Origin of the sequence: Streptomyces sp. NPDC005402 (genome assembly GCF_040606575.1) — a bacterium.
Classification (GTDB): domain Bacteria; phylum Actinomycetota; class Actinomycetes; order Streptomycetales; family Streptomycetaceae; genus Streptomyces.
In genome coordinates this window covers 309,422-331,586 of sequence record NZ_JBEXFB010000006.1, presented here as the reverse complement: position 1 = coordinate 331,586, position 22,165 = coordinate 309,422, and the positions used below count along the sequence as shown (strand labels likewise).

The following is a 22,165-nucleotide window of genomic DNA, read 5'->3' as shown; positions in this document are numbered from 1 at the left end:
CGGCCGCACACTCGCGACCCGACCCGCAGAGTCGGAAACCGGTACGAATCAGCCGTGACGGTAGGGAGGGCACACAGTCGGCACCTGTTCGAGCTCGATACCGAACCTCTTCCGGTACACCCCCAGCACCTCCTCATCCGTCTCCAACTCCCGTTCCTCCCGCGCCCCGTCGGCAGCCGTCGCCTTGAAGACCCGCCCGCTGAGCGTGATCCGCCCGCCGTCCTCCGTCACCCTCGAACACACCAGGGACCGGGTGAAGTGCGAGGCCGGCGAGGTGCTGTGCCACCAGGCCCCGGCCGCGAAGTCACCGAGCACCCGGGGCCGCACCTCCAGCCGGTACTGACTCCTGCCGCCCAGGACGACATCCAGATCCGCGGCGTCACCCCCTCCCTGCTTCACCGCGCCGTCCCCGCCCCGCACCCCCGCCGCGTCGGGCCCCGCCTCGATGATCCGGAAGGTGCCCCCGGGATCCTCCTGCTCACCGCGCGCCCCGAACGCCAGCGGGTAGTGGCTGTGCGCCCCGAACCCGACGTCGGCCAGCCACTCGCCCCCGTCCACCGTCCGCACCCGCAGCGCGAGATGGTCGTAGGGGATTCCGAGCCGCCCCTCGTCCCCGTACACACGGCCCGCGAGCAGCGTGACCTCGAAGCCGAGTGCGGTCAGCAACGCCCCGAACGCCCCGTTCAGTTCGTAACAGAACCCTCCCCTCCGGGCACCCACCACCTTCTCGACCAGCCGCTCCTCCTCCAGCACGATCTCCTCGCCGAGGTGGACCGACAGGTTCTCGAAGGGCACGGTCTGCAGATGGCGCAGATGCAGCTCGCGCAGGACCTCCACGGTGGGCCACGCCGGGTGCTGGACTCCCAGGCGGCGGAGATATGCGTCAACCTGTGTGGGATTCATGCCTCCAGTCTCGCGCCACCCACAGCTCCCCACCGCCCGCGCCACCACCACCGCTACGACCGCCCGCGGCACCACCATCGCTTCCGCCCCCCGTCCCGGCGACCGCCAGCGCCCCGTCCCGGTCCGTCCGCAGCACCACCGCGCCCCCGGCCCGCAGCGCGGCGACCGTACCGGGAGCCGGGTGGCCGTACGAGTTGTCGGCGCCGACGGAGATGAGCGCGAGCCGCGGCGTGACCCGGCGTATCAGCTCCGGGTCCTGATAGGCCGAACCATGGTGAGCCACCTTGAGGACGTCCACCCCGGCCAGCCGCGCACCCGCAGGTGATCTCAACAGCGCCTGCTGGGCCGGGGGTTCGAGGTCCCCGAGCAGGAGGAAGCGCAGTCCGGCCGACCGTACGAGCATCGTGACGCTGGCGTCGTTGGGCCCGTCCGCCGCGACCGCCGCCGGATCCGCCGGCGGCCACAGCACCTCCCAGGTCAATGCCCCCGTGCGCCGTTCCTCCCCGGCCACGGCACGCGTCACCGGAATGCGCCGTGCCGCCGCCTCCCGCCGTACGGACTCGGCCTGGTCCACCGGCTCCTCCAGCGCCGTCGTCTCGATCGCCCCCACCGACCGCCCCCGCAGCACCCCGGCCAGCCCCGCCACATGGTCGGCGTGGAAGTGGGTCAGCACCACGAGCGGCACCTTGGTGATGCCGAGTGTGCGCAGACACCCGTCGACGAGTGCCGGATCGGGTCCGGCGTCCACGACCACGCCCGTCGCCTCACCCGCCGCCAGCACCATCGCGTCGCCCTGGCCCACGTCGCACATCGCCAGCCGCCAGCCCGGCGGCGGCCAGCCCGTGATCACCCGGGTCAGCGGTGGCGGCTGCACGACCGCCAGCACGAAGACCATCGCGCAGACGGCACACCACCAGGGATGTCTCAGCAGCCGCCGCCCGACGAGCAGCAGGAGCCCCGTGACGAGAGCGAGCAACCCCGCCCCCGTCCAGCTGCCCGGCCAGTCCACTCCCCCGCCCGGCAGCGACGCCCCGGTGCGGGCGACGTCGGCGATCCACCCGGCGGGCCAACTCGCGCACCAGGCCAGCGCCTTGGCCACCGGCATCGCCACGGGTGCCGTCGCCAGTGCCGCGAAGCCCAGCACCGTGGCCGGGGCGACCGCGAACTCCACGAGCAGATTGCACGGCACCGCCACCAGGCTCACCCGCGCCGACAGCACGGCGACCACCGGCGCGCACAGGGCCTGCGCGGCGCCCGCGGCGGCCAACGCCTCCGCCAACCGCGGCGGCACCCGGCGTCGGCGCAACGCCAGGCTCCAGCGCGGCGCGAGCGTGAGCAGGGCCCCGGTGGCCAGCACGGAGAGCAGGAACCCGTAACTGCGGGCCAGCCAGGGGTCGTACAGCACCAGCAGCAGTACGGCCGTCGCCAGTGCCGGGATCAGTGATCTGCGGCGCCCGGTCGCGAGGGCGAGCAGTGCGACGGCCCCGCAGGCCGCGGCCCGCAGCACGCTCGGGTCGGGGCGGCACACCACGACGAATCCGAGCGTGAGCCCGCCGCCGAGCAGCGCGGTCGCCCGCAGCGACACCCCGAGGCGGGGTGCCAGTCCCCGTCGCTCGACCAGCTGAGCGAGGCCCGGCGGCCCGATGAGCAGGGCGAGCAGGATCGTGAGGTTGCTGCCGGAGACGGCGAGCGTGTGCGCGAGGTCGGTCTCCTTGAACGCCTCGTCCAGGTCGGGTGTGATCCGCGCGGTGTCCCCCACGACCAGCCCCGGCAACAGCGCCCGGGCATCCGTCGGCAACCCGTCGGTGGCTTCCCGCAACCCTGCCCGCAACCGCCCCGCGAACCGCTGTGTCCCCGAGGCCTCCCCCACGATCTCGGGTTCTCTCCGGTCCCGGACCCGCAGCACGGCCGCGACTCGGTCGCCCTCGATCGACGGTGGCGCGGCGCGCGCGGTGACCCGCACTCGCGTGGACGGCAACAACCCGAGCCAGGGCGAGCGAGCGGGACCTTCCACAGCGGGCGTCGAGCCGGACGTCGCCCCACCGCTCCCAGGGAGACCGGCGACCCCCGCCTGTGCCCCCGGGCCGGCCCCCGCACGCGCGTCCCCGGCCCCTGCACGCGCGTCGGCCCCCGCCCGTGCGTCGACGATCAGCAGCACCGGCGCCCGCGTCGCCACCACTCTCCCGTCCTCTGTCTCCACCCGCCGGACGTCGGCGCCGATGACGACGGCGGGTGGGGCCGCATGGTCCCCCGTGATCCTGGGCCGGGTCAGCCGGGGGTCGGAGGTCACCTGGACCTCGGCGGTCACTGTGGCGTACTGCCGGGCCAGCGCGGGCACCGGTCCCCGCCGCAGATCGGCTCCGTGCAGCCCGGCGGACACGGCGGCCGCCGCGACACAGAGCAGCACAGCGGCGACCGGCACCCGGGCGCCTCCGCCGAGGCCCCGCACTCCGCGCCACCGTCCTGACAACAGCACGCAGGCGAGGACCAGACAGCCGGCCGCCAGCCCCGTCACCCACGCCGCCGACGCGTCCAGGGTCACAACGGCCGTGCCCCAGGCCGCGAGCGCCGCCGGTACCAGCCGCAGATCCGTAGGCCCTTCCTGGCGCGGGTGGGCATCACCGAGCCGCTTCCCTGAGGCGGCGTGCACAGTGGCCCGTGCACGCGCCTCGTCCTCATGCCTTCGCCGCGCCTCCGAGCCGTACCTCATGGCCGTACGAGATTCCGCAGATCGGCGAAGCGGCGGTCTCCGATGCCGTTGACCTCGCGCAGTTCGTTCACCGAGCGGAAGCCGCCGTGCTGGGTGCGGTAGTCGACGATGTGCTGGGCGAGCACGGGGCCGACGCCGGGCAGGGTGTCGAGCTGGTCCACGGTGGCCGTGTTCAGGGAGACGGGAGCCACTGCCGTACCGGCCGGACCGCCCGCGACGGGGCCGCCCATGCCCGGCACGGGTGCGGCCGGGCCGCCGACGACCACCTGCTCGCCGTCCACGAGGAACCGCGCGCGGTTGAGCGTGTCGGTGTTCGTGCCCGGTCGCACGCCACCGGCCGCCTTCAACGCGTCGGCGACCCTCGAACCGGCTGGCAGCCGCTGGATCCCGGGCTCACGGACCTTTCCACTGACGTCCACGACGATCTCGGCCCCGACCGGCCCCGCCGTGTTCGGCGCCCCGCCCGGGACGGCCGGCTTGCCCGCCCCTCGTCGTCCACCCGCGCCGGTCTGCCCGCTCTCCGCGTCGCTCTCCTCGAACGGAGCCGCCGCGCGCACCACTTCGGGCGCCTGGACGGACTGAGTCCGGCCCGTCCAGAAGTGCTGCAGGGCGAACAGCGCGGCGACGACGAGCAGGACGGAGAGCGCGACCACGTTCCGCCGCTCCAGCCCGCACCGCGTCTGCAACCACACCGGCATCCGCTCCCGCAGAGCCAACCCGGCCCGTTCTCGCCGGCTCCCTCCCCCGCCCTCTGAAACGGAATCGGCGTCTTGCCAGGCGTCACGCCCGCTGTCGGCTTCTCGCCAACCCCCATCCCGAGGACCAGCGTCCTGTCCCTCCCCGTCCGAAGAAGCGGGATCCCGCAGGGCACTCGCGGCGCGTTGGGGGGCGGGTGCTGCCCAAGAAGGCCGGCGGGACGGTGGCTCTGCGGAGGGGGCCCAGTGGGACGGTGGTTCTGCCGGGATCCGCCTGCGGGACGGTGGTTCTGCCCTCTCCACGAATCCGACCGCATCGGCGGCGGAACCGCCCTCGACGGCATCAACCGCACCGCCGGTCTCCAGGCGCTCCGGACCGACCTCCGCCACCTCGTCGTCCACGCCACCCGGCCCGCCCGACGGCGGCCCCTTCCCCGAGTCCCTGCGCTCTCCCATCCGTTCGGCGAAGAGGACCTCCGCCCGCCGCTGGAGTTCGTCCGCCGAGGCGGCATGCCGATGCCCGACCCGGCTCCGGGTGACGGGTGGTCGGCGGCGCCGTGAGCGTCCGTCGGATTGGGGGCCGCGGCCCGGCCCGCTGGTCGCCGTCGCTGTGCGTGAGCTTGATCGAAGTGCCATGCGCCGAGGATCGGACACATCCGCACTCTCGCGATGATCTTGGTCAATTCCCGGGGATTACCCACCGGTTGTGGAAAACCCCGCCACCCGGACGAGTGACGAACCCTTCCCCACGACGACACGCCCCGTCGACGACCTCAAATCCCCGTCGATGGCCTCACGCATCCATCGCCCACCTCACAACCCCGTCACCGAGGCGAGACCACGACCCCCAGCAGCCCAGGTCCCGTGTGCGCCCCGATCACCGCCCCGACCTCGCTCACATGCAGGTCGGCAAGTCCCGTCACCCGCGCCCGCAGACGGTCCGCCAGGGCCGACGCCCGGTCGGAGGCGGACAGATGATGGACCGCGATGTCGACCGGTGCGCTGCCGGCCCGCTCCGCGGCGATCTCCTCCAGTCGGGCGATGGCCTTGGACGCCGTCCGCACCTTCTCCAGGGGCTCGATCCGCCCGTCCACGAGCTTCAGCAGCGGCTTGACGGCGAGCGCGGAACCGAGGAGGGCCTGCGCCGCCCCGATCCGGCCGCCGCGGCGCAGATAGTCGAGGGTGTCGACGTAGAAGTAGGCGGACGTGCCCGCGGCCCGCTTCTCCGCGGCCGTGACCGCCTCGTCCACCGTGCCGCCCGTCTCCGCGGCCTCGGCGGCGGCGAGCGCGCAGAACCCGAGGGCCATCGCGATCATGCCGGTGTCGACCACTCGCACCGGCACCGGCGACTCACGCGCCGCCATGACCGCCGCGTCGTAGGTGCCGGAGAGCTCGGCGGACAGATGCAGCGACACGATGCCGGTGGCGCCGGACTCGGCGACCTTGCGGTAGTGCTCCGCGAAGGTCCCGGGGCTGGGTCGCGAGGTGGTGACGGGGCGTCGCTTCTGGAGCGCCTGGGCCAGCGACCGGGCCGTGATCTCGGTGCCCTCTTCCAGCGCGCGGTCACCGAGGACCACGGTCAGGGGTACCGCTGTGATGCCGTGCCGCTCCATCGTCCTCTGCGGCAGGTAGGCCGTTGAATCCGTGACGATCGCGACATGGCGGGACATGAGCTGGAGGTTACCTGCCGTAGCGCCCGGCTGGCAGCCCGGCCCCTGTCACCCGAGGCTGCCGTGTCCGGATCAAGTCGTGCTCTCGGGACGGGGTTTCTTCTGCCAGGGATAGGTGGGGCGAGGGCCCGGCGAGTTGATCGCGGGCCGCGTCGGTTCCTCGGCGGTGCGGGAGCGGGGCGTCTCCGGCCAGGTCTGCTGCTCGGGACTGGCGCCGGCGGCGGGAGCCTCGGGCCACGGGGGCGGTGTCGCGGCGGGCTCGGTCTTCGTCCAGTGCCGCAGGGCGCCTGACTCGACGTCGATCTGGGCGCTCAGTGTGTCCAGGTCGTCGTCGGCGAAGCGGCGGGCACGGTCGCGTGCCGCCCAGCGCAGGGAGTCCGCCGACTGTGTGATGCGCTCGGTGCGCTCCCGCAGGCCCGGCAGGCGCTCGGCGAGCGTCGCCCGGTCGGGCTCGGACTCCAGGCGCCTCAGCTCGCCGTCCAGCTCGTGGCCGTGTGCGCTGAGACGCTGGAAGAGGCCGAGGGACTCCTTGAGGGATGCGTCCTCGGTCACGCCCGCGTGCAGCGCGTCCTGGGTGGCCCGCATCGAGGTGCGCAGCTTGAGCCGCAGCTGGGCCAGTTCGCCCGCCGGGCCGAGCTGGGCGAAGGACTTGGCGCGCAGAGTGTGGTCCTCGACCGTGCGGCGGGCCTGGGTGATGGTGCGGTCCACTCCGCGCTTGGCGGCGCCGACCACCTTCACCGTGGCGTAGGCGCCGAGCGCCACGAAGAGCACGAAAAGCAGGGCCACGATCGCGATCACTGCTTCCACGTCTCCTCCTCCGCCCGGCACGGCACTGCCCGCGCCGCTCTTCAAAGGTAAACGCAGCGGGCAGGCACGGAGTTCCGGAAGAACCCCGAACCTGCCCGCACGCAACCCTTAGGGGACTGCCCGGCGGATCACACCGGACCGGCGGGTCACACCGAACCGGCGCATCACACCGGACCCGGCGGATCACACCGAACCGGCGCATCACGCCGGACGGGCAGCTACGCCGGAACGATGTTCACCAGCTTCGGCGCCCGCACGATCACCTTGCGGATGCCCGCCCCGTCCAGCGCCGCCACGACCTTCTCGTCGGCCAGCGCGACCTTCTCCAGCTCGTCGTCGGAGATGGCCGGCGACACCTCCAGGCGAGCCTTGACCTTGCCCTTGATCTGGACCACGCAGGTCACGGTCTCGTCCACGACGTACTGCGGGTCGGCGACCGGGAAGTCCTGGTGGACGACCGAGTCGGTGTGGCCCAGCTTGCGCCACAGCTCCTCGGCGATGTGCGGGGCCAGCGGAGTGATCAGCAGCACCAGCGCCTCGGCGACCGGGCGCGCGACCGCGCCGCCCGCCTTGGTCAGGTGGTTGTTCAGCTCCGTGACCTTGGCGATGGCCGTGTTGAAGCGCAGGCCCTCCAGGTCCTGGCGGACCCCGTCGATCGCCTTGTGCAGGGCACGCAGCGTGGCCTCGTCGGGCTCGGCGTCGACGACGGTCACCTCTCCGGTGGCCTCGTCGACGATGTTGCGCCACAGCCGCTGCAGCAGCCGGTACTGGCCGACCACCGCGCGCGTGTCCCACGGCCGGGAGACGTCCAGCGGGCCCATCGCCATCTCGTACAGGCGCAGGGTGTCGGCGCCGTACTCCTCGCAGATCGCCTCGGGGGTGACGGCGTTCTTCAGGGACTTGCCCATCTTGCCCAGCTCACGCTTGACGGGCTCGCCCGCGTGGAAGAACTGGCCGTCGCGCTCCTCGATCTCGGTGGCCGGCACCGGGAAGCCTCGGCTGTCGCGGTAGACGAAGGCCTGGATCATGCCCTGGTTGAACAGCTTGTGGAACGGCTCGGGCGACGAGATGTGCCCCAGGTCGAACAGGACCTTGGACCAGAAGCGGGCGTACAGCAGGTGCAGCACGGCGTGCTCGGCGCCGCCGACGTACAGGTCGACACCGCCGTGCGGCTGTCCCGCGCGCGGGCCCATCCAGTACTGCTCGATCTCGGGGTCGACCAGCTGCTCGCTGTTGTGCGGGTCCAGGTAGCGCAGTTCGTACCAGCAGGAACCGGCCCAGTTGGGCATGGTGTTGGTCTCGCGGCGGTACGGGCGGGGGCCGCGGCCGTCGCCCAGGTCCAGGGTGACGTTGACCCAGTCCTCGTTGCGGGACAGCGGGGTCTCCGGGGAGGTGTCCGCGTCGTCCGGGTCGAAGGTGCGCGGCGAGTAGTCCTCTACCTCGGGCAGCTCCAGCGGCAGCATCGACTCGGGCAGCGAGTGGGCGATGCCGTCCTCGTCGTAGACGATCGGGAAGGGCTCGCCCCAGTAGCGCTGGCGGCTGAACAGCCAGTCGCGCAGCCGGAAGTTGACGGTGCCCTCCCCAATGCCCTTGCGCGCCAGCCACTCGGTGATGCGCGCCTTGGCCTCGGCGACGCCCAGGCCGTCCAGGGAGACGTCCTCGCCGTGCGAGTTCACGATCTTCGCGTCGTACGAGACGAAGGCGTCGTCCCACGTCGAGGCGTCCGTGCCCCGGTCGTCGCTCGGCTCGACCACGCAGCGGATCGGCAGCTCGAAAGCGCGCGCGAAGGCGAAGTCACGCGTGTCGTGGGCCGGTACGGCCATGATCGCGCCGGTGCCGTAGCCCATCAGGACGTAGTCGGCGATGAAGACGGGGATCTGCTCGCCGTTGACCGGGTTGGTGGCGAACGCGCCGGTGAAGACGCCGGTCTTGTCCTTGGCCTCGGCCTGGCGCTCGACGTCCGACTTGGAGGCGGCCTGCGCGCGGTAGGCGGCGACGGCCTCGGCCGGAGTGGCGTGGCCGCCGGTCCACACGTCGTGCGTGCCCTCGGGCCAGGCGGCCGGGGTGAACTTGTCGACCAGCGGGTGTTCGGGGGCCAGCACCATGTAGGTCGCGCCGAACAGCGTGTCCTGTCGGGTGGTGAAGACCGTGATCGCCTCGCCGTCGACGGGGAAGTCGACGCGGGCGCCCTCGGAGCGGCCGATCCAGTTGCGCTGCTGCAGCTTGATGGCCTCGGGCCAGTCCAGCTCGTTCAGGTCGTCCAGCAGGCGGTCCGCGTAGGCGGTGATGCGCATGTTCCACTGGCGCAGCTTGGCCTTGAAGACCGGGAAGTTGCCGCGCTCGGAGCGGCCGTCGGCGGTGACCTCCTCGTTGGCCAGCACGGTGCCCAGGCCCGGGCACCAGTTGACCGGCGCGTCGGAGGCGTACGCCAGGCGGTACTCGCCCAGGACGTCGGCCCGCTCGGCGGCGGACAGGGCGGCCCAGGAGCGGCCGCCGGGAACCGCGCGCTCACCGGACTCGAACGCGGCGACCAGCTCGGAGATCGGGCGGGCCTTCTTCGCCTTGTCGTCGTACCAGGAGTTGAAGATCTGCAGGAAGATCCACTGGGTCCACTTGTAGTAGTCCGGGTCGATCGTGGCGAACGACCGGCGCTTGTCGTGGCCCAGGCCCAGCCGGCGCAGCTGGGACTTCATGTTGTTGATCGCGGCCTCGGTGGTGATCCGCGGGTGCTCGCCGGTCTGCACGGCGTGCTGCTCGGCGGGCAGGCCGAAGGCGTCGAAGCCCAGGGTGTGCAGGACGTTGTGGCCGGTCATCCGCTGGAAGCGGGCGAAGACGTCGGTGGCGATGTAGCCCAGCGGGTGGCCGACGTGCAGGCCCGCACCGGAGGGGTAGGGGAACATGTCCATGATGAACTTCTTGGGCTTGGCGACCAGCGCAGGGTCGCCCGCCAGGTCACCCTTGGGGTTCGGCGCGGCGTAGGTGCCCTCGGCGTCCCAGAAGTCCTGCCAGCGTGCCTCGATCTCGGCCGCGACGGCGGCCGTGTAGCGGTGCGGCGCGGCCACCTCGGCGGGGGCAGCGGGGTTCGTCTCGCTCATGGTCCTCAAAGCTCCATCGATCGTCTCTGCCAGCGGCTGTGTCGTCCGGAAACGAAAAATCCCCTCGCACAGGAGGGGACGCCGCGCCGATTCCGACCACGTCTTCACCGGTGGTCGGGACTGATCAGCGCGGCTCGCTAAGCAGAAGGCGTACGGCACGCATGGCGTCAGAGTACCGCAGCCGTTGAGCAAGCCGCGACGAGCTTACGTATGCCTCTTTGGCACCGGGTGCCGCACTCGCCGCCGCAGTCGAGCGCACCGTCCGATCCGACAGGAACTGAACCCAGGTCAATGATTACTTCGCGTAACAGCTACTAAGGGGCATCACAACAGCCCCACGGCCGTTTGATAACAACGCAATAACTCAAACGCCGTACCCATCGGTATGGCGCCACTTAGAGTGCGGCAGCGGGACCGCCTTCCCGAACCGCTCGGAGTTGCCCCCATGAACGCTCGCAGTAGCAACAACACGCTCCCCAGGACCGGCCGGTCGGCCTATGGGGTGGCGACGGCCGTCTTCTTGCTGGCCATCCCTCTGGTCGTGGTGTACGGAGGTGTCTGGCTTCAGGACTTCCTCAACTTCGGGGCGGGCGTGGTGACGCTTGTCCTCCTCACCTGTTCCGTGATCTGGGGGTTGGTCGCGCAGGACCGGTTGATTCTCAACACCCGGCAACGGATCGTCGCCCAGGGTGTGCACCGGATCACCGCGGTGGGCTCGATCGCGTTCCTTCTGCTGCACATCGGAATCAAACTCACCCTCGACCACACGACGTGGATCGCCGCGTTCATCCCGTTCGGGCTCGGCTTCAGCAGCAGCGGAGGCCTCATAGGTCTCGGCACTCTGGCCGGCCAGCTCATGATCTTCGTCGGCATCACCGGCGCTCTGCGCAACCGGTTCGCCTCCCCGGCCCCGGTCGCGGCCCGCTGGAGGGCGATGCACATGCTGGCCTACCCGGCCTGGTGCGCCGGACTGATCCACGGCCTGTACGCGGGGCGCGCGGTGAAGGCGCCGATCTTCACGTACATGTACGCGCTCTGCGTGCTCGGCGTCATAGCGGCCCTGGCCCTGCGCGCGGCACCGCGCCCCTTCAAGCGCAAGGTCACCGACCGGGTCGCCATGCTGCTCGGTGCCGAGGAGCGTCCGGGTCGCGAGGAGTTGGCGGCCAGCCGGGCCAGGAGGGCCGCGGAGAGTGCCGCCCCGGGCCGCCAGGGCCGCCGGGCACCCGAGTCCGCCGGCCGACGCTCGGAGTCCGCCCTGCCCGGCTACGAGGGCCTGACCCAGACCGGCTCCATACCCGCCTACCAGGCACCCCCGGCCGCGGAACCCGCGGGCAGCGGGTTCGCCGCCGCCTACCGCGCCATGTCACCGGGCGCACAGCAGTCCTTCGACACCGGCCAGACCGCGCGCATGGACATGCCGATGGACATGCAGGCCGCCACCGACCCCATCGCGAGCATGGACAGCGGCAGCACCTCGGGCAGCTGGCCGATCCCGTCCCCGCCGCCGGTCGGCGAGGCGCCCCCCTCCGCCTACGACCCGCTCCAGGACACGGGGTACAACATCCCGACCTATGACAGTAATTCGGGCACCGCCAGCTATCTCACGGGTGATGTACGCGACACCGGTGAGTCGAACACCATGTACGGCACGTACAACCCGAACGACACGTACAACAGCGGTCCCGCCACTGATCCAACGCCCGGTCAGTCGTACGACTTCGACTCACCGGGATCGGGCGAACCTTGGAACACGCCTTCCGGAGGCTATAGGTGAACGAGGCCCTGCCCGACGTACCAGAAGTCCGCGTCGTCGGTCTTCCCCAGCTCACGTCGGGCTTCGACCTTGTCGAACGACTTGACCTGCCCATGCACCTGAAGGTGCACGGGCCGCTCGAACCCATGGGCGGCGAACAGCTCGCGAAGCTGTCCGAAGCCATCAACCTGAAGGGGCGCGGCGGAGCCGGCTTCCCCTTCCACAAGAAGCTGCGCTCGGTCGCCGAAGCGGCGATCAAGCGCGGTGTCCGGCCGGTCGTCGTCGTCAACGGCAGCGAGGACGAACCCGCCTGCCGCAAGGACACGGTGCTCATCAACCGTGCCCCGCACCTCATCCTGGACGGCGCCCTCCTGGCCGCCGAAGCCCTGGGTGCCCGCACGCTCGTGATAGGGGTCACCCGGGAGTCCACCCAGCGCTCCATGGAGGCCGCCCTCGCCGAGCGCGGCCTCAGCAACGGCCGCAGATCGGCTCTACGCGCACGCGTGCAGCGCAATCCCGTCCGTATGGTCACCGGAGCGGCGGCCTCCCTGATCCGTTCCATCGACGGCGGCCCCGCCATCCCGCCCGGCCGCAAGGTCAGCGCCTCGCAGACCGGCGTCGGCGGCGCGCCCACCCTCCTGTCCAACGCCGAGACCTTCGCGCAGCTGGCGATCGCCGCGCGCATCGGTCCGGAGCGCTACGGCAACACCGGTCTGTACGACGAGCCGGGCACCGTCCTGCTCACGGTCTCCGGCGCCGTCGCGCGCCCCATGGTGATCGAGGTGCCCACCGGCGTACCGCTGCGCTACGTCCTGCAGTTGGCCGGCGCCCCGCCGGTCCCGCAGGGCGTGCTGACCGGCGGTTACCACGGCAAGTGGATCGACGCGGCGACGGTCAACGAGGCGATCGTCTCCCGTAACTCTCTGGACGCCGTGGGCGGGGCGCTCGGCGCCGGCGCGATCCTGCCGATCACTCAGGAGACCTGCCCGCTGGGCGAGTCGCTGCGCGTGGCGCAGTGGCTGGCCGAGGAGAGCGCGGGCCAGTGCGGCCCCTGCTACCTCGGTCTGCCGGCCGCCGCGCGCGGCCTGGAGGACATCCTCAACGGCGGTGGCCCGGCCGCCCTGGAGGCGCTCAAGCAGGTCGCCAAGAACGTGAAGCGGCGCGGCGCGTGCTCGCACCCGGACGGCTCCGCGATGTTCCTGGAGTCGACCATCAAGGCGTTCACGGACGACCTGGCCGCCCATGTCCTCGGCAACGGCTGCGGACGGCCCGTGGAGGGCGTTCTGCCGCTCTTCGAGGGCGGGAGGACGCCCACGGGCATCCCGGGCGGCGCCGAGGCCGACGAGACCGGCCCCAGCCGTCAGAAGATCTACGTCGACTGGACGCTCTGCAGGGGCCACGGCCTGTGCGCCGACATCCTCCCCGAGGTCTTCGAACTCGGCGCCGACGGCTTCCCGACCGTCGCCCAGGCCCAGGTACCGCGCTACGCCGAGGCGAAGGCTCTACGCGCGGTGCGTCGTTGCCCCGCGCTCGCCCTGCGCCTGGAGGAGGAGACCGCGCGCGACAAGGGTCCCGCCCGCAACCTGCCGGTCCTCTCCCAGGGCCGCGGGAGGCGTGCGCTGGGCCGCTGAGCCGACGTCACGAAGGGGGCCGCCCGGGATCGGGCGGCCCCCTTCGTCGTACGCGAACAATTCCCCGTTTGCGAACAACTCCCCCTGGAAACGCAACAATCCCGCCGGATCAACGATCCGGCGGGATCTTTCTGTGGAGCTAAGGAGATTTGAACTCCTGACCCCCTGCATGCCATGCAGGTGCTCTACCAACTGAGCTATAGCCCCGTGCTGCGGTCCACCCGGTTTCCCTGGCGGCGACGCCAACATTACACGGTCCACCGGGTGGAACACCAAATCGTTTCCCTGCGGGCAGCAGGGACGACGTCAAGCGGTCACGAACGAGTAGAACCGCTTCAGCGTGCAGTGTTCTTCGAGAAGACGGCCGTAGATCGGCTCGCCCTCCAGTTCGCGGTACGTCTCGATGGGGTCGCCTTTTATGATCAGCGCCCGCGCGCACTCCTCACACCAGTACTGGTAGTCGGGATTGACCGGCTCCATGTCCCGCACGATCGGCGTCCCGCTGCCGCACCAGTCGCATTTTCGCCTGTGTGCACCCATCGATCAGCTCCAGCTGTGGCCGCAGGCCGTGCACACGTAGGAGATTCCGCCGTTGTCGCCGAGTACTTGGGCGACGTGGACGGAACCGCAGGAAGGGCAGATGAGGCGCACGGTCGTGTCCCTTGACGATGCCGCTTCGCGGAGGTGGCCGACCTCCACGAGGATGCTCGCAGGCATCACTACTCCCTCCCGTCGGGCCGCGCCCCCTTCCGGCCGTTTGATTCTGCCACGGCCGGACCAATACGGTCAGCGACGCCTGAGTACCAGTCCGGACACGGCGCCCACCGCGGCGGTCCCGGCCAGCGCGAACATGCATGTCCAGAGCGCCTCCGCAGAGGTATACGCCTCAGAGGGGCCGAGTGACTCAAGTCGGTTCAAGAACAGTGTGCCGAAGCCCGCGACGCCGATCAGCTGACCGAGCTGGGTGACGGTGGCGAGCAGACCGCTGGCGTCCGCCGCGTGCCGGGGCGGCACCGTGGCGAGGGCAGCGGTGAGCGTCGGACTGAACGCGAGGGCGAGCCCGACGCCCACCCCGGCGTACGCGGCGTACAGCGCGACGCCGCCCTCGCCGCCGCCCTTCAGCGCCAGACCCACGCCCAGCGCGGCCAGGGCGGTGATCAGGAACCCGGCGGGCGTGAGCAGCCGCTGCCAGGACGCGGGCCAGTGGCGCCAGGTCAGTCCGACGATGCCGAAGATCACCGCGGTCGGCGCGAAGGAGAGCCCGGCCCGCAGCGCGCTGTAGCCGAGGCCGCCCTGGACGTGCAGGGTGAGCGCGAAGAGGAAGCCGCCGTTGACGGCCATGACCGCCATGATCCGGAAGACGGCGAGGCCCATGCCGGGATGGCGCAGCACGCTCGGTGTGATCAGCGGGGCGCCGCCACGCCCGGCCAGCCGGGACTCGTAGCCGCAGAAGACGGCGAACAGGATCGCGGCGGTGGCCATGGACAGCCAGGACCACAGGGGCCAGCCCTCCTCCTGTCCGAGCACGAGCGGCACCGTGCACAGCGAGACGGCCGCGCCGAGCAGCACCAGGCCGGGCAGGTCGAGGCCGCGTGCCCGGTCCCGGGGCGCCGGACGGTCCCCGGGCGCCAGGACTCGAGTGCCGACGGCCAGGAGGACGAGGCCCACGGGTACGTTCACGAGGAACACCGGCCGCCAGCTCGTGCCGAACAGGTCGGCGCTGACCAGGACTCCGCCGACGACCTGCCCGGCGGCGGCACCCACCGCGAGGACCGCCGAGTACACGCCGAGCGCCTTCGTGCGGGCCTCGCCGGTGAAGTTGCGCTGGATCAGGCTGAGCACCTGCGGGATCATCACCGCCGAACCGGCGCCCTGCACCAGCCGGAAGACGATCAGCTCGGTGGCGCCCTGCGCGAGACCGCAGGCGAGCGAGGCCGCCGTGAACAGGGCGAGCCCGGCGAGGTGGACCCGCCCGTGCCCGAACCGTTCGCCGATCCGGGCGCCGGTGATCAGCAGCACCGAGTACGCGATGGCGTATCCGGCGACGACCAGCTGGAGTTGGGCGCCGGAGGCGTGCAGTTCGGTGCCGATCGTGGGGGCCGCGACGTTCACGATGAACACGTCGAGCAGCGCCATGAACTGGGCGGCGAGCACGAGCGCGAGCAGCGGCCGGGACCCGTTGTCAGTGGCGGGTGCTTCACTTCTGGCAGGTGGGGAAACGGACGCGGGATCCGGTCCCGTCCGGGGCGTTGTCGTCATGCCGTCGAGCCTGAGGACATTCCGGTACGGGTGCCGAGAGCCTGCCGATGCTGGTACTGCCAGCACCTGGCAAGCACCGGGTGCGGCACCGAGGATGGTCGTGACGAGGGGGGACGTGACGATGAGGACGACACAGCGACGACGGCCCGAGCTGGCCTCGTTCCTGCGCAGCAGGCGGGCCCGGGTGACCCCGGCCGACGTGGGGATGCCGCCGGGCCTCAGGCGCCGCACTCCGGGACTGCGCCGTGAGGAGGTCGCCCAGCTCTCCGGCGTCGGGGTGACCTGGTACACGTGGCTGGAGCAGGGCCGGCCGATCAACGCGTCCGCGCAGGTCCTGGACGCCGTGGCCCGCACCCTGCGGCTCGACCAGCCGGAGCGGGAGCATCTGTACCGCCTGGCCGAGGTGCCCTTCGACCCGGTCCCGCAGGAGCCGACCGAGTCGGTGGGGCCGGAGGTGCAGGGCATCATCGACACCCTCGCCCCGCTCCCGGCGGTGGTCTACAACTCGCGGTACGACATCCTGGCCGTCAACTCCGGCTACCGCGCCCTGATCACGACCCCGGAGATCCTCGACATAGGGGTGCCGAACGCCCTGTGGACGCTGTTCACGGTGTCCGAGGACGCCTGCCCGTTGCTCTACCGGGAGCGCGAGCTGCCGGTGATGGTGGCCACGATGCGGTCCTCCTACGGCCGGCATGTCGGCGAGCCGGCCTGGGAGCGCTTCATACGCGCGCTGACGGCGGCCAGCCCGTACTTCGCCGAGCTGTGGGCGAGCGGCGAGGTGGTCCGACCGGGCCCGCGGGTGAAGACGTTCCGGCACCGGGCCGTCGGCGAGCTGCGGATGACCTCGCAGTCGCTGTCGATCGACGGGATGCCCGAGTGCCGGATCGTGGTCTACACACCCGCGGACGCGGGGACACACGAAAAATCCCGCCTCCTGACGGAGACGGGATCCTCATTGAGTGGAGCTAAGGAGAATTGAACTCCTGACCTCCTGCATGCCATGCAGGCGCTCTACCAACTGAGCTATAGCCCCTTGTGTTCTTCCCGCTCGGCGGGCGAACAAGAAGAACTTTAGCCTGCGACCTGCCGGAAAGTGAAATCCGGTCCCGCGCCCTCAGTCGTCGTCGCCGAGCACCGGCTCGGGGAGGGTTCCGGCGTTGTGTTCCAGGAGCCGCCAGCCGCGCGCGCCCTGCCCGAGGACGGACCAGCAGCAGTTGGAGAGGCCGCCGAGGCTCTCCCAGTGCCGGGCCTCCAGGCCGAGCAACCGGCCGATGGTGGTGCGGATCGTGCCGCCGTGGCTGACCACGACGAGCGTGCCGTCGTCGGGGAGCTTGTCGGCGTGCCGGAGCACGACGGGGGCGGCGCGGTCGGCCACCTCGCTCTCCAGTTCACCGCCGCCGCGGCGGACCGGCTCACCGCGCTTCCACGCGGCGTACTCCTCGCCGTGCCGGGCGATGATCTCCTCGTGCGTCAGCCCCTGCCAGACGCCCGCGTAGGTCTCGCGCAGGCCCTCGTCGTGGGTCACGTCCAGGCCGGTGAGCTCGGCGAGCTCGGCGGCTGTGTTCGCGGCCCGCTGGAGGTCGGAGGCGATGATCGCGTCGGGCTGGAGGGAGGCCAGCAGCCGGGCGGCGCGGCGGGCCTGGCCGACCCCGGTCTCGGTGAGCTCGACGTCGGTGGTGCCTTGGAAGCGGCGCTCCACGTTCCAGGAGGTCTGGCCGTGCCGCCACAGGATGACGCGGCGGCCCCGGCCCTTGCGGTCGGCGGGAGCGGTCACCGCGGCTCCCCGAACTCGGCGTCGTCCTCCTGGGCCCGGAACTTGGCGTGCTCCTCCCCCTTGCCGCGGGTCGCCTTGGCGTCGGCCGGGAGCTCCAGCTCGGGGCAGTCCTTCCACAGCCGCTCCAGGGCGTAGAAGACCCGCTCCTCGCTGTGCTGGACGTGGACGACGATGTCCACGTAGTCGAGCAGGACCCAGCGGGCCTCGCGGTCGCCCTCGCGGCGCACCGGCTTGGCGCCGAGCTCCTTCGAGAGCCGCTCCTCGATCTCGTCGACGATGGACTTGACCTGGCGGTCGTTGGGCGCGGACGCCAGCAGGAAGGCGTCGGTGATCGAGAGGACGTCGCTGACGTCGTAGGCGATCACATCGTGGGCGAGCTTGTCGGCGGCCGCCTGCGCGGCGGTGTGGACGAGCTCGAGGGAACGGTCAGTGGCGGTCACTACAAGGCTTTCGGTCGGCGGGCACTTGACACCAAGGGTCTCACGGACCGCCGACGGCACCCCACGTGATGGTGGAGATCACGCGGGGTGCCGCTTCTGACCCGAGACCGGGGCCGGGCCTAGGACGAGGAGTCCGGCTTGTAGTCCTGGCCGAGGATCACGGAGACGTTCGCGCTCGAGGAGATCGTGCCCTTGCCCACGGCACTGGTGGGCAGGCCCAGGGTCTTGGCGACCTCGGTGGCGTTCGCCTTGTCGGCGGCGTCGGCGTAGACGACCTTGGAGGTGGCCTGGGACGAGGAGGGCGTGCCGCCGTCGATGAAGGTGAAGCCGCCGTTGAGGAGGACGACACGGGCCTTCTCGGTGTTGTCCTTGGTACCGGTGGCGTTCTGGACCGAGACACTCACGGCCGCGTCCTTGTCGGGGCTCTTCGCCTTGCCGCCCAGGACGTCCTTGACCACGCTCGCGCCGGCCGCCGCGCTCAGGGTGCCGTCCTGCTGGACGGGCAGCAGGGCGGTCTTGTAGTCGCCGCTCTTGGCGAGGTCGGCGAGCTTGGCGAGGAAGGTGCCGAGGTCCTTGTCGGTCAGTGAGGGGTCGAGGATCTGGGCCAGCGTCTGCACGGTGGTGGTCGCGGCCGTCGGGTCGGAGGACAGCTTGCGCAGTACGCCCTGCAGGACCTGGCCGAACCGCTCCAGCTGGGCGTTCTGGGCCTCGCCGGAGGCACGGTAGGTGGCGTAGGCGACGGCCATCTTGCCGCTGAGGGTCTGGCCCTTCCCCTTGCTCACCAGGGGTGCCTGGCCCTTCTTCCTGGCATCCGGGTCGGGCACGGCGGCGTTGGTGTCGACGTCGATGTTCCCGACGAGGTCGACCAGGTTCTGCAGATACGGGGTGTCCAGGCGCCAGGTGCCCTCGATGTCGGTGCCGAGGACGGTGTCGAGGGAGTCGACGGTCCCGGAGGAGCCGTCGTCGTCGACGGACTTGGCGAGGGTCGTCGTGGAGCCGTCGTCGGCCGTCAGGTTGAGGGAGTTGGGGATCAGGACGGTGGTGCCCTGCTTGGTGGTGGTGTTGTCGACGAGCAGCGCCGTGGAGGTGCCGCCCTTGGTGGTGTTGTGCAGATGGACGACGATCACGTCGCGGTTCTGGGCGCTCGCCGCGATCGTGGTGTCCTTCTTGCTCACCGAGTCCGACAGACCGGGGAGCTTCCCGGCGTACCAGAGGTAGCCGACGCCGCCCACCGCGACCAGGGCGAGGACGACGACCAGGGCGACGAGCCGGCTGCGGGCGCGGCGCTTGGCCTCCTCGCGGCGCTCGGTGCGGTTCTCGGTGAAGTTGAGCCAGTCGATGACGTCCTCGGAGTCACCGTCGGGGTCCTCGACGAACGCGAACTGCGCGGTGTGGTACTGCCGTTCGTCCCCGTCGGCGGGCTCCGCACCGGCATGGCCCGCACCGGGACGACCGGCACCGGCACGATCGTCCTCGACCGCCGGAGGGTAGCCCTGGCCGGCCTGAGAACCCGCGGCGTGCCCCGGACCGGTCTGCGTCCCCCCGACCGGTCCGCCCTGCTGCGGGATGTAGGCGGTCTGCTCGGCGACGCGGGGCTGCCGGCCGCTCGCGGCGGCTTGGCCGTAGGGGTCGTACGCGGTCGCCGCACCGCCGCCCTGCTGGGCCCCGTCGGCGTAGGGGTCGTAGGGCGGCACGGGCGCCTGCTGACCGGTGTCGCCGGCGCCGTAGGGGTCGTAGGGCGGGACGGGATTCTGGGTGCCCGTGTCGTACGGCGCTGCCTGCCCGCCACCCGTGGCGTACGGGTCGTAGCCGTAGCCCTGCTGGGCGAACGGGTCGTACTGCTGCTGCGGGGCCTGTTGCGGCGGGACCTGCTGGTACACCGGCCGGCCGTACTCGTCGTAGCCGACGAGCGCGTACTGGTTCTCCTGGTCCTCGCCGTAGCCCGCGTCGTATCGGTCGTTCACCGGTGCCCCTCTCGGCTCACTCGCCGCGGTACAGCTCGCGCTTGTCGATATAACGCACGACTCCGTCGGGCACCAGGTACCAGACGGGGTCGCCCTTGGCGACTCTCGCCCGGCAGTCGGTGGAGGAGATGGCGAGGGCGGGGACCTCGACGAGCGAGACGCCGCCCTCTGGGAGCCCCGGGTCGGCCAGGGTGTGGCCGGGCCGGGTGACTCCGATGAAGTGTGCCAGGGCGAACAGCTCTTCCGCGTCCCGCCAGGTGAGGATCTGGCCGAGGGCGTCGGCGCCCGTGATGAAGAAGAGGTCGGTGTCGGGGTTGAGGGCCTTGAGGTCGCGCAGGGTGTCCGTGGTGTAGGTCGCGCCACCGCGGTCGATGTCGATGCGGCTGACCGAGAACTGCGGGTTCTCGGCGGTCGCGATGACCGTCATCAGATAGCGGTCCTCGGCCGGGGAAACCGTGCGGTGGGTCTTCTGCCACGGCTGGCCCGTCGGCACGAACACCACCTCGTCCAGGTGGAACTGCGCGGCGACCTCGCTGGCCGCCACGAGGTGCCCGTGGTGGATCGGGTCGAACGTTCCACCCATGACGCCCAGGCGGCGTTTGCCGGGGCTCGACGGGCTGTTGCCCGGGCCGGTAGGCATGTCCTGCTCTCCCATGCGTGCAGACCCTACCGGCCAGGCCTGAGGACCCCGGCCGGCGGTGGCCCGGAGTGCCCCACTTTGGGCACCCGGTGCCTCAGCGGTCGCGGTTGAAACGGGTGGTGATCCACAGCAGGAGCAGCAGGACGATGAAGGCGCCGCCACCGGTCACCAGGGGGTTGAGGCTCTCGTGGTTGCCGCCGTGCTCCTCGCCCTCTGCGGCGAGGGTGACCAACTGGGCAGCGGTGCTGTGGAAGCTCATCTTCGGCAGGACCTATCCGGTGGGCGGGATAAAGATGTCGGCCCATGGTAAGCGGGCACCGGGGCGGGGATCACGCCGACTCCACCGTTGGGGGCCGGCGGGGCGTTCGGGGACCGCGGGGAACCTTCGCTCTCCCTCAGTCGTCCTTCCGCTTGTACCCCCGCAGCAGGAACCACGCGGTGAACGCACAGCCCACCAACATCACGATCAGCACGACCCGGAGCAGGTTCCCGGACCCTTGCTGCTCGGCGGCGCTCGCGGCCTGGGTGAGCCAGGCGGCCCGGGTGTGCTCCATGACGTGGACTCCTTCGCTGTACTGCCCGTCCACGCTATCTCCGCCTACGCTGGGGTCTGCTTCGGGGGGCGCAAAGGGCCGCACAAGGGTCCGCAAAGGATCTCGGAGGCCGACGGGGCCGAAGAGGCACAGCCAAAGACGCACATGGGGGAAGACATGTCCGACGACGGCCATCAGAACAACGGACACGAGAACGTGCCGAGCAGGCAGCGCAGGCGTTTCCCGGGAATCTCCTCACGTGCGTACGAACACCCCGCCGACCGCTCCGCCCTGGTGGCGCTGCGCAAGCTGAGCGGTTTCGACACGGTGTTCAAGGCGCTCAGCGGCCTGCTCCCGGAGCGGAGCCTGAGGCTGCTGTTCCTGTCGGACTCGGTGCGCGTCTCCGACCAGCAGTTCGCGTACCTCAACGACATGCTGCGGGACGCGTGTTACATCCTGGACCTGGAGAAGGTCCCGCCGATGTACGTCAACCAGGACCCGCAGCCGAACGCGATGTGCATCGGCCTGGACGAGCCGATCATCGTCGTCACCACGGGTCTGGTCGACCTGCTCGACGAGGAGGAGATGCGGGCGGTCGTCGGCCACGAGGTGGGCCACGCCCTCTCCGGCCACTCGGTCTACCGGACCATCCTGCTGTTCCTGACCAGCCTCGCCCTCAGGGTGGCGTGGATCCCGCTGGGCAACCTCGCGATCATGGCGATCGTGACGGCGCTGCGCGAGTGGTTCCGCAAGTCGGAGCTGTCGGCGGACCGGGCGGGCCTCCTGGTGGGCCAGGACCTGAAGGCCTCGATGCGGGGCCTGATGAAGCTGGCCGGCGGTCACCACCTGCACGAGATGAACGTGGACGCGTTCCTCAAGCAGGCCGAGGAGTACGAGGCCGGCGGCGACCTGCGCGACTCCGTGCTGAAGATCCTGAACGTCCTGCCGCGTTCCCACCCCTTCACCACCGTGCGGGCGGCCGAGCTGAAGAAGTGGGCCGAGTCCCGCGACCACCAGCGGATCATGGACGGCCACTACCCGCGCCGCACGGAGGACAAGGACACCTCGGTCTCGGACTCCTTCCGTGAGTCGGCGGCGAGCTACGCGACCAACGTCAAGAGCTCCAAGGACCCCCTGATGAAGCTGGTCAGCGACATCGCGGGCGGGGCGGGCGACCTGGGCGGCAGGGTGCGCAGGGGCTTCGGCGGCTTTTCGAACTCGGCACCGCGGGAGGACGAGCCGCCTACGGACACGCCTCGTGACGGCGAGGGCGGCTGAACGCATCCTC

The 22,165-nt window shown here is 71.1% G+C and carries 19 protein-coding genes and 2 tRNA genes; 4 read left to right on the top strand and 17 right to left on the bottom strand.

Translation table 11 applies throughout. From position 1 onward, the window contains the following. Nucleotides 1–48: 48 nt before the first annotated feature. The 6 genes from ABZT02_RS14420 to leuS all read right to left on the bottom strand — a co-directional run bounded on the left by ABZT02_RS14420 (nucleotide 49) and on the right by leuS (nucleotide 9,880). Entirely contained in the window at nucleotides 49–903 is an 855-nt protein-coding gene (locus ABZT02_RS14420; protein ID WP_356017684.1) for an arylamine N-acetyltransferase, read from the bottom strand. Beyond that, nucleotides 884–3,613, bottom strand: coding sequence for a ComEC/Rec2 family competence protein (locus ABZT02_RS14415; protein WP_356017681.1), 2,730 nt, complete (start codon nucleotides 3,611–3,613; stop codon nucleotides 884–886). The genes ABZT02_RS14420 and ABZT02_RS14415 overlap by 20 nt, the downstream gene beginning before the upstream one ends. Continuing rightward, nucleotides 3,610–4,479 (bottom strand): ComEA family DNA-binding protein, encoded by an 870-nt coding sequence (locus ABZT02_RS14410; RefSeq protein ID WP_356017998.1) that lies wholly within the window; start codon nucleotides 4,477–4,479, stop codon nucleotides 3,610–3,612. Before ABZT02_RS14410 ends, ABZT02_RS14415 begins: the two co-directional genes overlap by 4 nt. Nucleotides 4,480–5,132: 653 nt before the next feature. Next, entirely contained in the window at nucleotides 5,133–5,978 is an 846-nt protein-coding gene (locus ABZT02_RS14405) for a DegV family protein (RefSeq protein ID WP_356017679.1), read from the bottom strand. A gap of 72 nt (nucleotides 5,979–6,050) precedes the next feature. Beyond that, nucleotides 6,051–6,785, bottom strand: a complete 735-nt coding sequence (locus ABZT02_RS14400) for a hypothetical protein (protein ID WP_356017677.1) — start codon at nucleotides 6,783–6,785, stop codon at nucleotides 6,051–6,053. Nucleotides 6,786–7,003: 218 nt separating this feature from the next. After that, nucleotides 7,004–9,880, bottom strand: coding sequence for a leucine--tRNA ligase (gene leuS, locus ABZT02_RS14395; RefSeq protein ID WP_356017675.1), 2,877 nt, complete (start codon nucleotides 9,878–9,880; stop codon nucleotides 7,004–7,006). A gap of 445 nt (nucleotides 9,881–10,325) precedes the next feature. Between leuS and ABZT02_RS14390 the strand changes: the two genes are divergently transcribed. Both ABZT02_RS14390 and ABZT02_RS14385 read left to right on the top strand, forming a co-directional pair. After that, the gene (locus tag ABZT02_RS14390) at nucleotides 10,326–11,654 is read left to right on the top strand and encodes a cytochrome b/b6 domain-containing protein (protein ID WP_356017673.1); all 1,329 of its coding nucleotides are present in this window, start codon (nucleotides 10,326–10,328) and stop codon (nucleotides 11,652–11,654) included. Beyond that, on the top strand, nucleotides 11,651–13,264 hold the full coding sequence (locus tag ABZT02_RS14385; protein WP_356017671.1) for an NADH-ubiquinone oxidoreductase-F iron-sulfur binding region domain-containing protein: 1,614 nt from the start codon (nucleotides 11,651–11,653) through the stop codon (nucleotides 13,262–13,264). The genes ABZT02_RS14390 and ABZT02_RS14385 overlap by 4 nt, the downstream gene beginning before the upstream one ends. Before the next feature lie 134 nt (nucleotides 13,265–13,398). Here ABZT02_RS14385 and ABZT02_RS14380 read toward each other — a convergent pair. From ABZT02_RS14380 to ABZT02_RS14365, 4 genes are all read right to left on the bottom strand, one after another. Then, a tRNA-Ala gene (locus ABZT02_RS14380) sits at nucleotides 13,399–13,471 on the bottom strand. Nucleotides 13,472–13,570: 99 nt separating this feature from the next. Further along, the gene (locus ABZT02_RS14375) at nucleotides 13,571–13,804 is read right to left on the bottom strand and encodes a hypothetical protein (protein ID WP_003976229.1); all 234 of its coding nucleotides are present in this window, start codon (nucleotides 13,802–13,804) and stop codon (nucleotides 13,571–13,573) included. Between the two features lie 3 nt (nucleotides 13,805–13,807). Further along, the gene (locus ABZT02_RS14370; protein ID WP_356017670.1) at nucleotides 13,808–13,981 is read right to left on the bottom strand and encodes a hypothetical protein; all 174 of its coding nucleotides are present in this window, start codon (nucleotides 13,979–13,981) and stop codon (nucleotides 13,808–13,810) included. A 69-nt stretch (nucleotides 13,982–14,050) separates the two neighbouring features. Further along, nucleotides 14,051–15,418 (bottom strand): MFS transporter, encoded by a 1,368-nt coding sequence (locus ABZT02_RS14365; protein ID WP_356017996.1) that lies wholly within the window; start codon nucleotides 15,416–15,418, stop codon nucleotides 14,051–14,053. 226 nt (nucleotides 15,419–15,644) lie between these two features. On the opposite strand from ABZT02_RS14365, the gene ABZT02_RS14360 reads away from it, so the two are divergent. Next, complete coding sequence (locus tag ABZT02_RS14360; RefSeq protein WP_356017668.1) at nucleotides 15,645–16,505, top strand: helix-turn-helix transcriptional regulator; 861 nt, start codon at nucleotides 15,645–15,647, stop codon at nucleotides 16,503–16,505. Here ABZT02_RS14360 and ABZT02_RS14355 read toward each other — a convergent pair. The 7 genes from ABZT02_RS14355 to ABZT02_RS14325 all read right to left on the bottom strand — a co-directional run bounded on the left by ABZT02_RS14355 (nucleotide 16,487) and on the right by ABZT02_RS14325 (nucleotide 20,898). After that, nucleotides 16,487–16,559: transfer RNA gene (locus ABZT02_RS14355), tRNA-Ala, on the bottom strand. The genes ABZT02_RS14360 and ABZT02_RS14355 overlap by 19 nt on opposite strands. A gap of 81 nt (nucleotides 16,560–16,640) precedes the next feature. After that, the gene (locus ABZT02_RS14350) at nucleotides 16,641–17,300 is read right to left on the bottom strand and encodes a histidine phosphatase family protein (protein WP_356017667.1); all 660 of its coding nucleotides are present in this window, start codon (nucleotides 17,298–17,300) and stop codon (nucleotides 16,641–16,643) included. Then, nucleotides 17,297–17,740, bottom strand: a complete 444-nt coding sequence (gene rsfS / locus ABZT02_RS14345) for a ribosome silencing factor (RefSeq protein WP_356017665.1) — start codon at nucleotides 17,738–17,740, stop codon at nucleotides 17,297–17,299. The genes ABZT02_RS14350 and rsfS overlap by 4 nt, the downstream gene beginning before the upstream one ends. 119 nt (nucleotides 17,741–17,859) lie before the next feature. After that, complete coding sequence (locus tag ABZT02_RS14340) at nucleotides 17,860–19,704, bottom strand: LytR C-terminal domain-containing protein (RefSeq protein WP_356017663.1); 1,845 nt, start codon at nucleotides 19,702–19,704, stop codon at nucleotides 17,860–17,862. Between the two features lie 16 nt (nucleotides 19,705–19,720). Next, nucleotides 19,721–20,359 (bottom strand): nicotinate-nucleotide adenylyltransferase, encoded by a 639-nt coding sequence (gene nadD / locus ABZT02_RS14335; protein ID WP_356017661.1) that lies wholly within the window; start codon nucleotides 20,357–20,359, stop codon nucleotides 19,721–19,723. Nucleotides 20,360–20,438: 79 nt separating this feature from the next. Continuing rightward, complete coding sequence (locus tag ABZT02_RS14330; RefSeq protein WP_356017659.1) at nucleotides 20,439–20,603, bottom strand: hypothetical protein; 165 nt, start codon at nucleotides 20,601–20,603, stop codon at nucleotides 20,439–20,441. Nucleotides 20,604–20,739: 136 nt separating this feature from the next. Beyond that, nucleotides 20,740–20,898, bottom strand: a complete 159-nt coding sequence (locus ABZT02_RS14325; RefSeq protein ID WP_356017656.1) for a hypothetical protein — start codon at nucleotides 20,896–20,898, stop codon at nucleotides 20,740–20,742. A gap of 156 nt (nucleotides 20,899–21,054) precedes the next feature. Here ABZT02_RS14325 and ABZT02_RS14320 point away from each other — a divergent pair, with 156 nt between their 5' ends. Then, complete coding sequence (locus ABZT02_RS14320) at nucleotides 21,055–22,155, top strand: M48 family metallopeptidase (RefSeq protein WP_356017654.1); 1,101 nt, start codon at nucleotides 21,055–21,057, stop codon at nucleotides 22,153–22,155. The last annotated feature ends 10 nt before the right edge of the window (nucleotides 22,156–22,165 follow it).

What these genes read in the sequence shown, in the direction of transcription:
- ABZT02_RS14415 (WP_356017681.1), bottom strand. Translation starts at nt 3,613, where the DNA reads ATGAGGTACGGCTCGGAGGCGCGGCGAAGGCATGAGGACGAGGCGCGT.
- ABZT02_RS14360 (WP_356017668.1), top strand. Translation starts at nt 15,645, where the DNA reads ATGAGGACGACACAGCGACGACGGCCCGAGCTGGCCTCGTTCCTGCGC.
- ABZT02_RS14330 (WP_356017659.1), bottom strand. Translation starts at nt 20,603, where the DNA reads ATGAGCTTCCACAGCACCGCTGCCCAGTTGGTCACCCTCGCCGCAGAG.
- ABZT02_RS14325 (WP_356017656.1), bottom strand. Translation starts at nt 20,898, where the DNA reads ATGGAGCACACCCGGGCCGCCTGGCTCACCCAGGCCGCGAGCGCCGCC.
- ABZT02_RS14375 (WP_003976229.1), bottom strand. Translation starts at nt 13,804, where the DNA reads ATGGGTGCACACAGGCGAAAATGCGACTGGTGCGGCAGCGGGACGCCG.
- leuS (WP_356017675.1), bottom strand. Translation starts at nt 9,880, where the DNA reads ATGAGCGAGACGAACCCCGCTGCCCCCGCCGAGGTGGCCGCGCCGCAC.
- nadD (WP_356017661.1), bottom strand. Translation starts at nt 20,359, where the DNA reads ATGGGAGAGCAGGACATGCCTACCGGCCCGGGCAACAGCCCGTCGAGC.
- ABZT02_RS14320 (WP_356017654.1), top strand. Translation starts at nt 21,055, where the DNA reads ATGTCCGACGACGGCCATCAGAACAACGGACACGAGAACGTGCCGAGC.
- ABZT02_RS14405 (WP_356017679.1), bottom strand. Translation starts at nt 5,978, where the DNA reads ATGTCCCGCCATGTCGCGATCGTCACGGATTCAACGGCCTACCTGCCG.
- ABZT02_RS14370 (WP_356017670.1), bottom strand. Translation starts at nt 13,981, where the DNA reads ATGCCTGCGAGCATCCTCGTGGAGGTCGGCCACCTCCGCGAAGCGGCA.
- ABZT02_RS14390 (WP_356017673.1), top strand. Translation starts at nt 10,326, where the DNA reads ATGAACGCTCGCAGTAGCAACAACACGCTCCCCAGGACCGGCCGGTCG.
- ABZT02_RS14420 (WP_356017684.1), bottom strand. Translation starts at nt 903, where the DNA reads ATGAATCCCACACAGGTTGACGCATATCTCCGCCGCCTGGGAGTCCAG.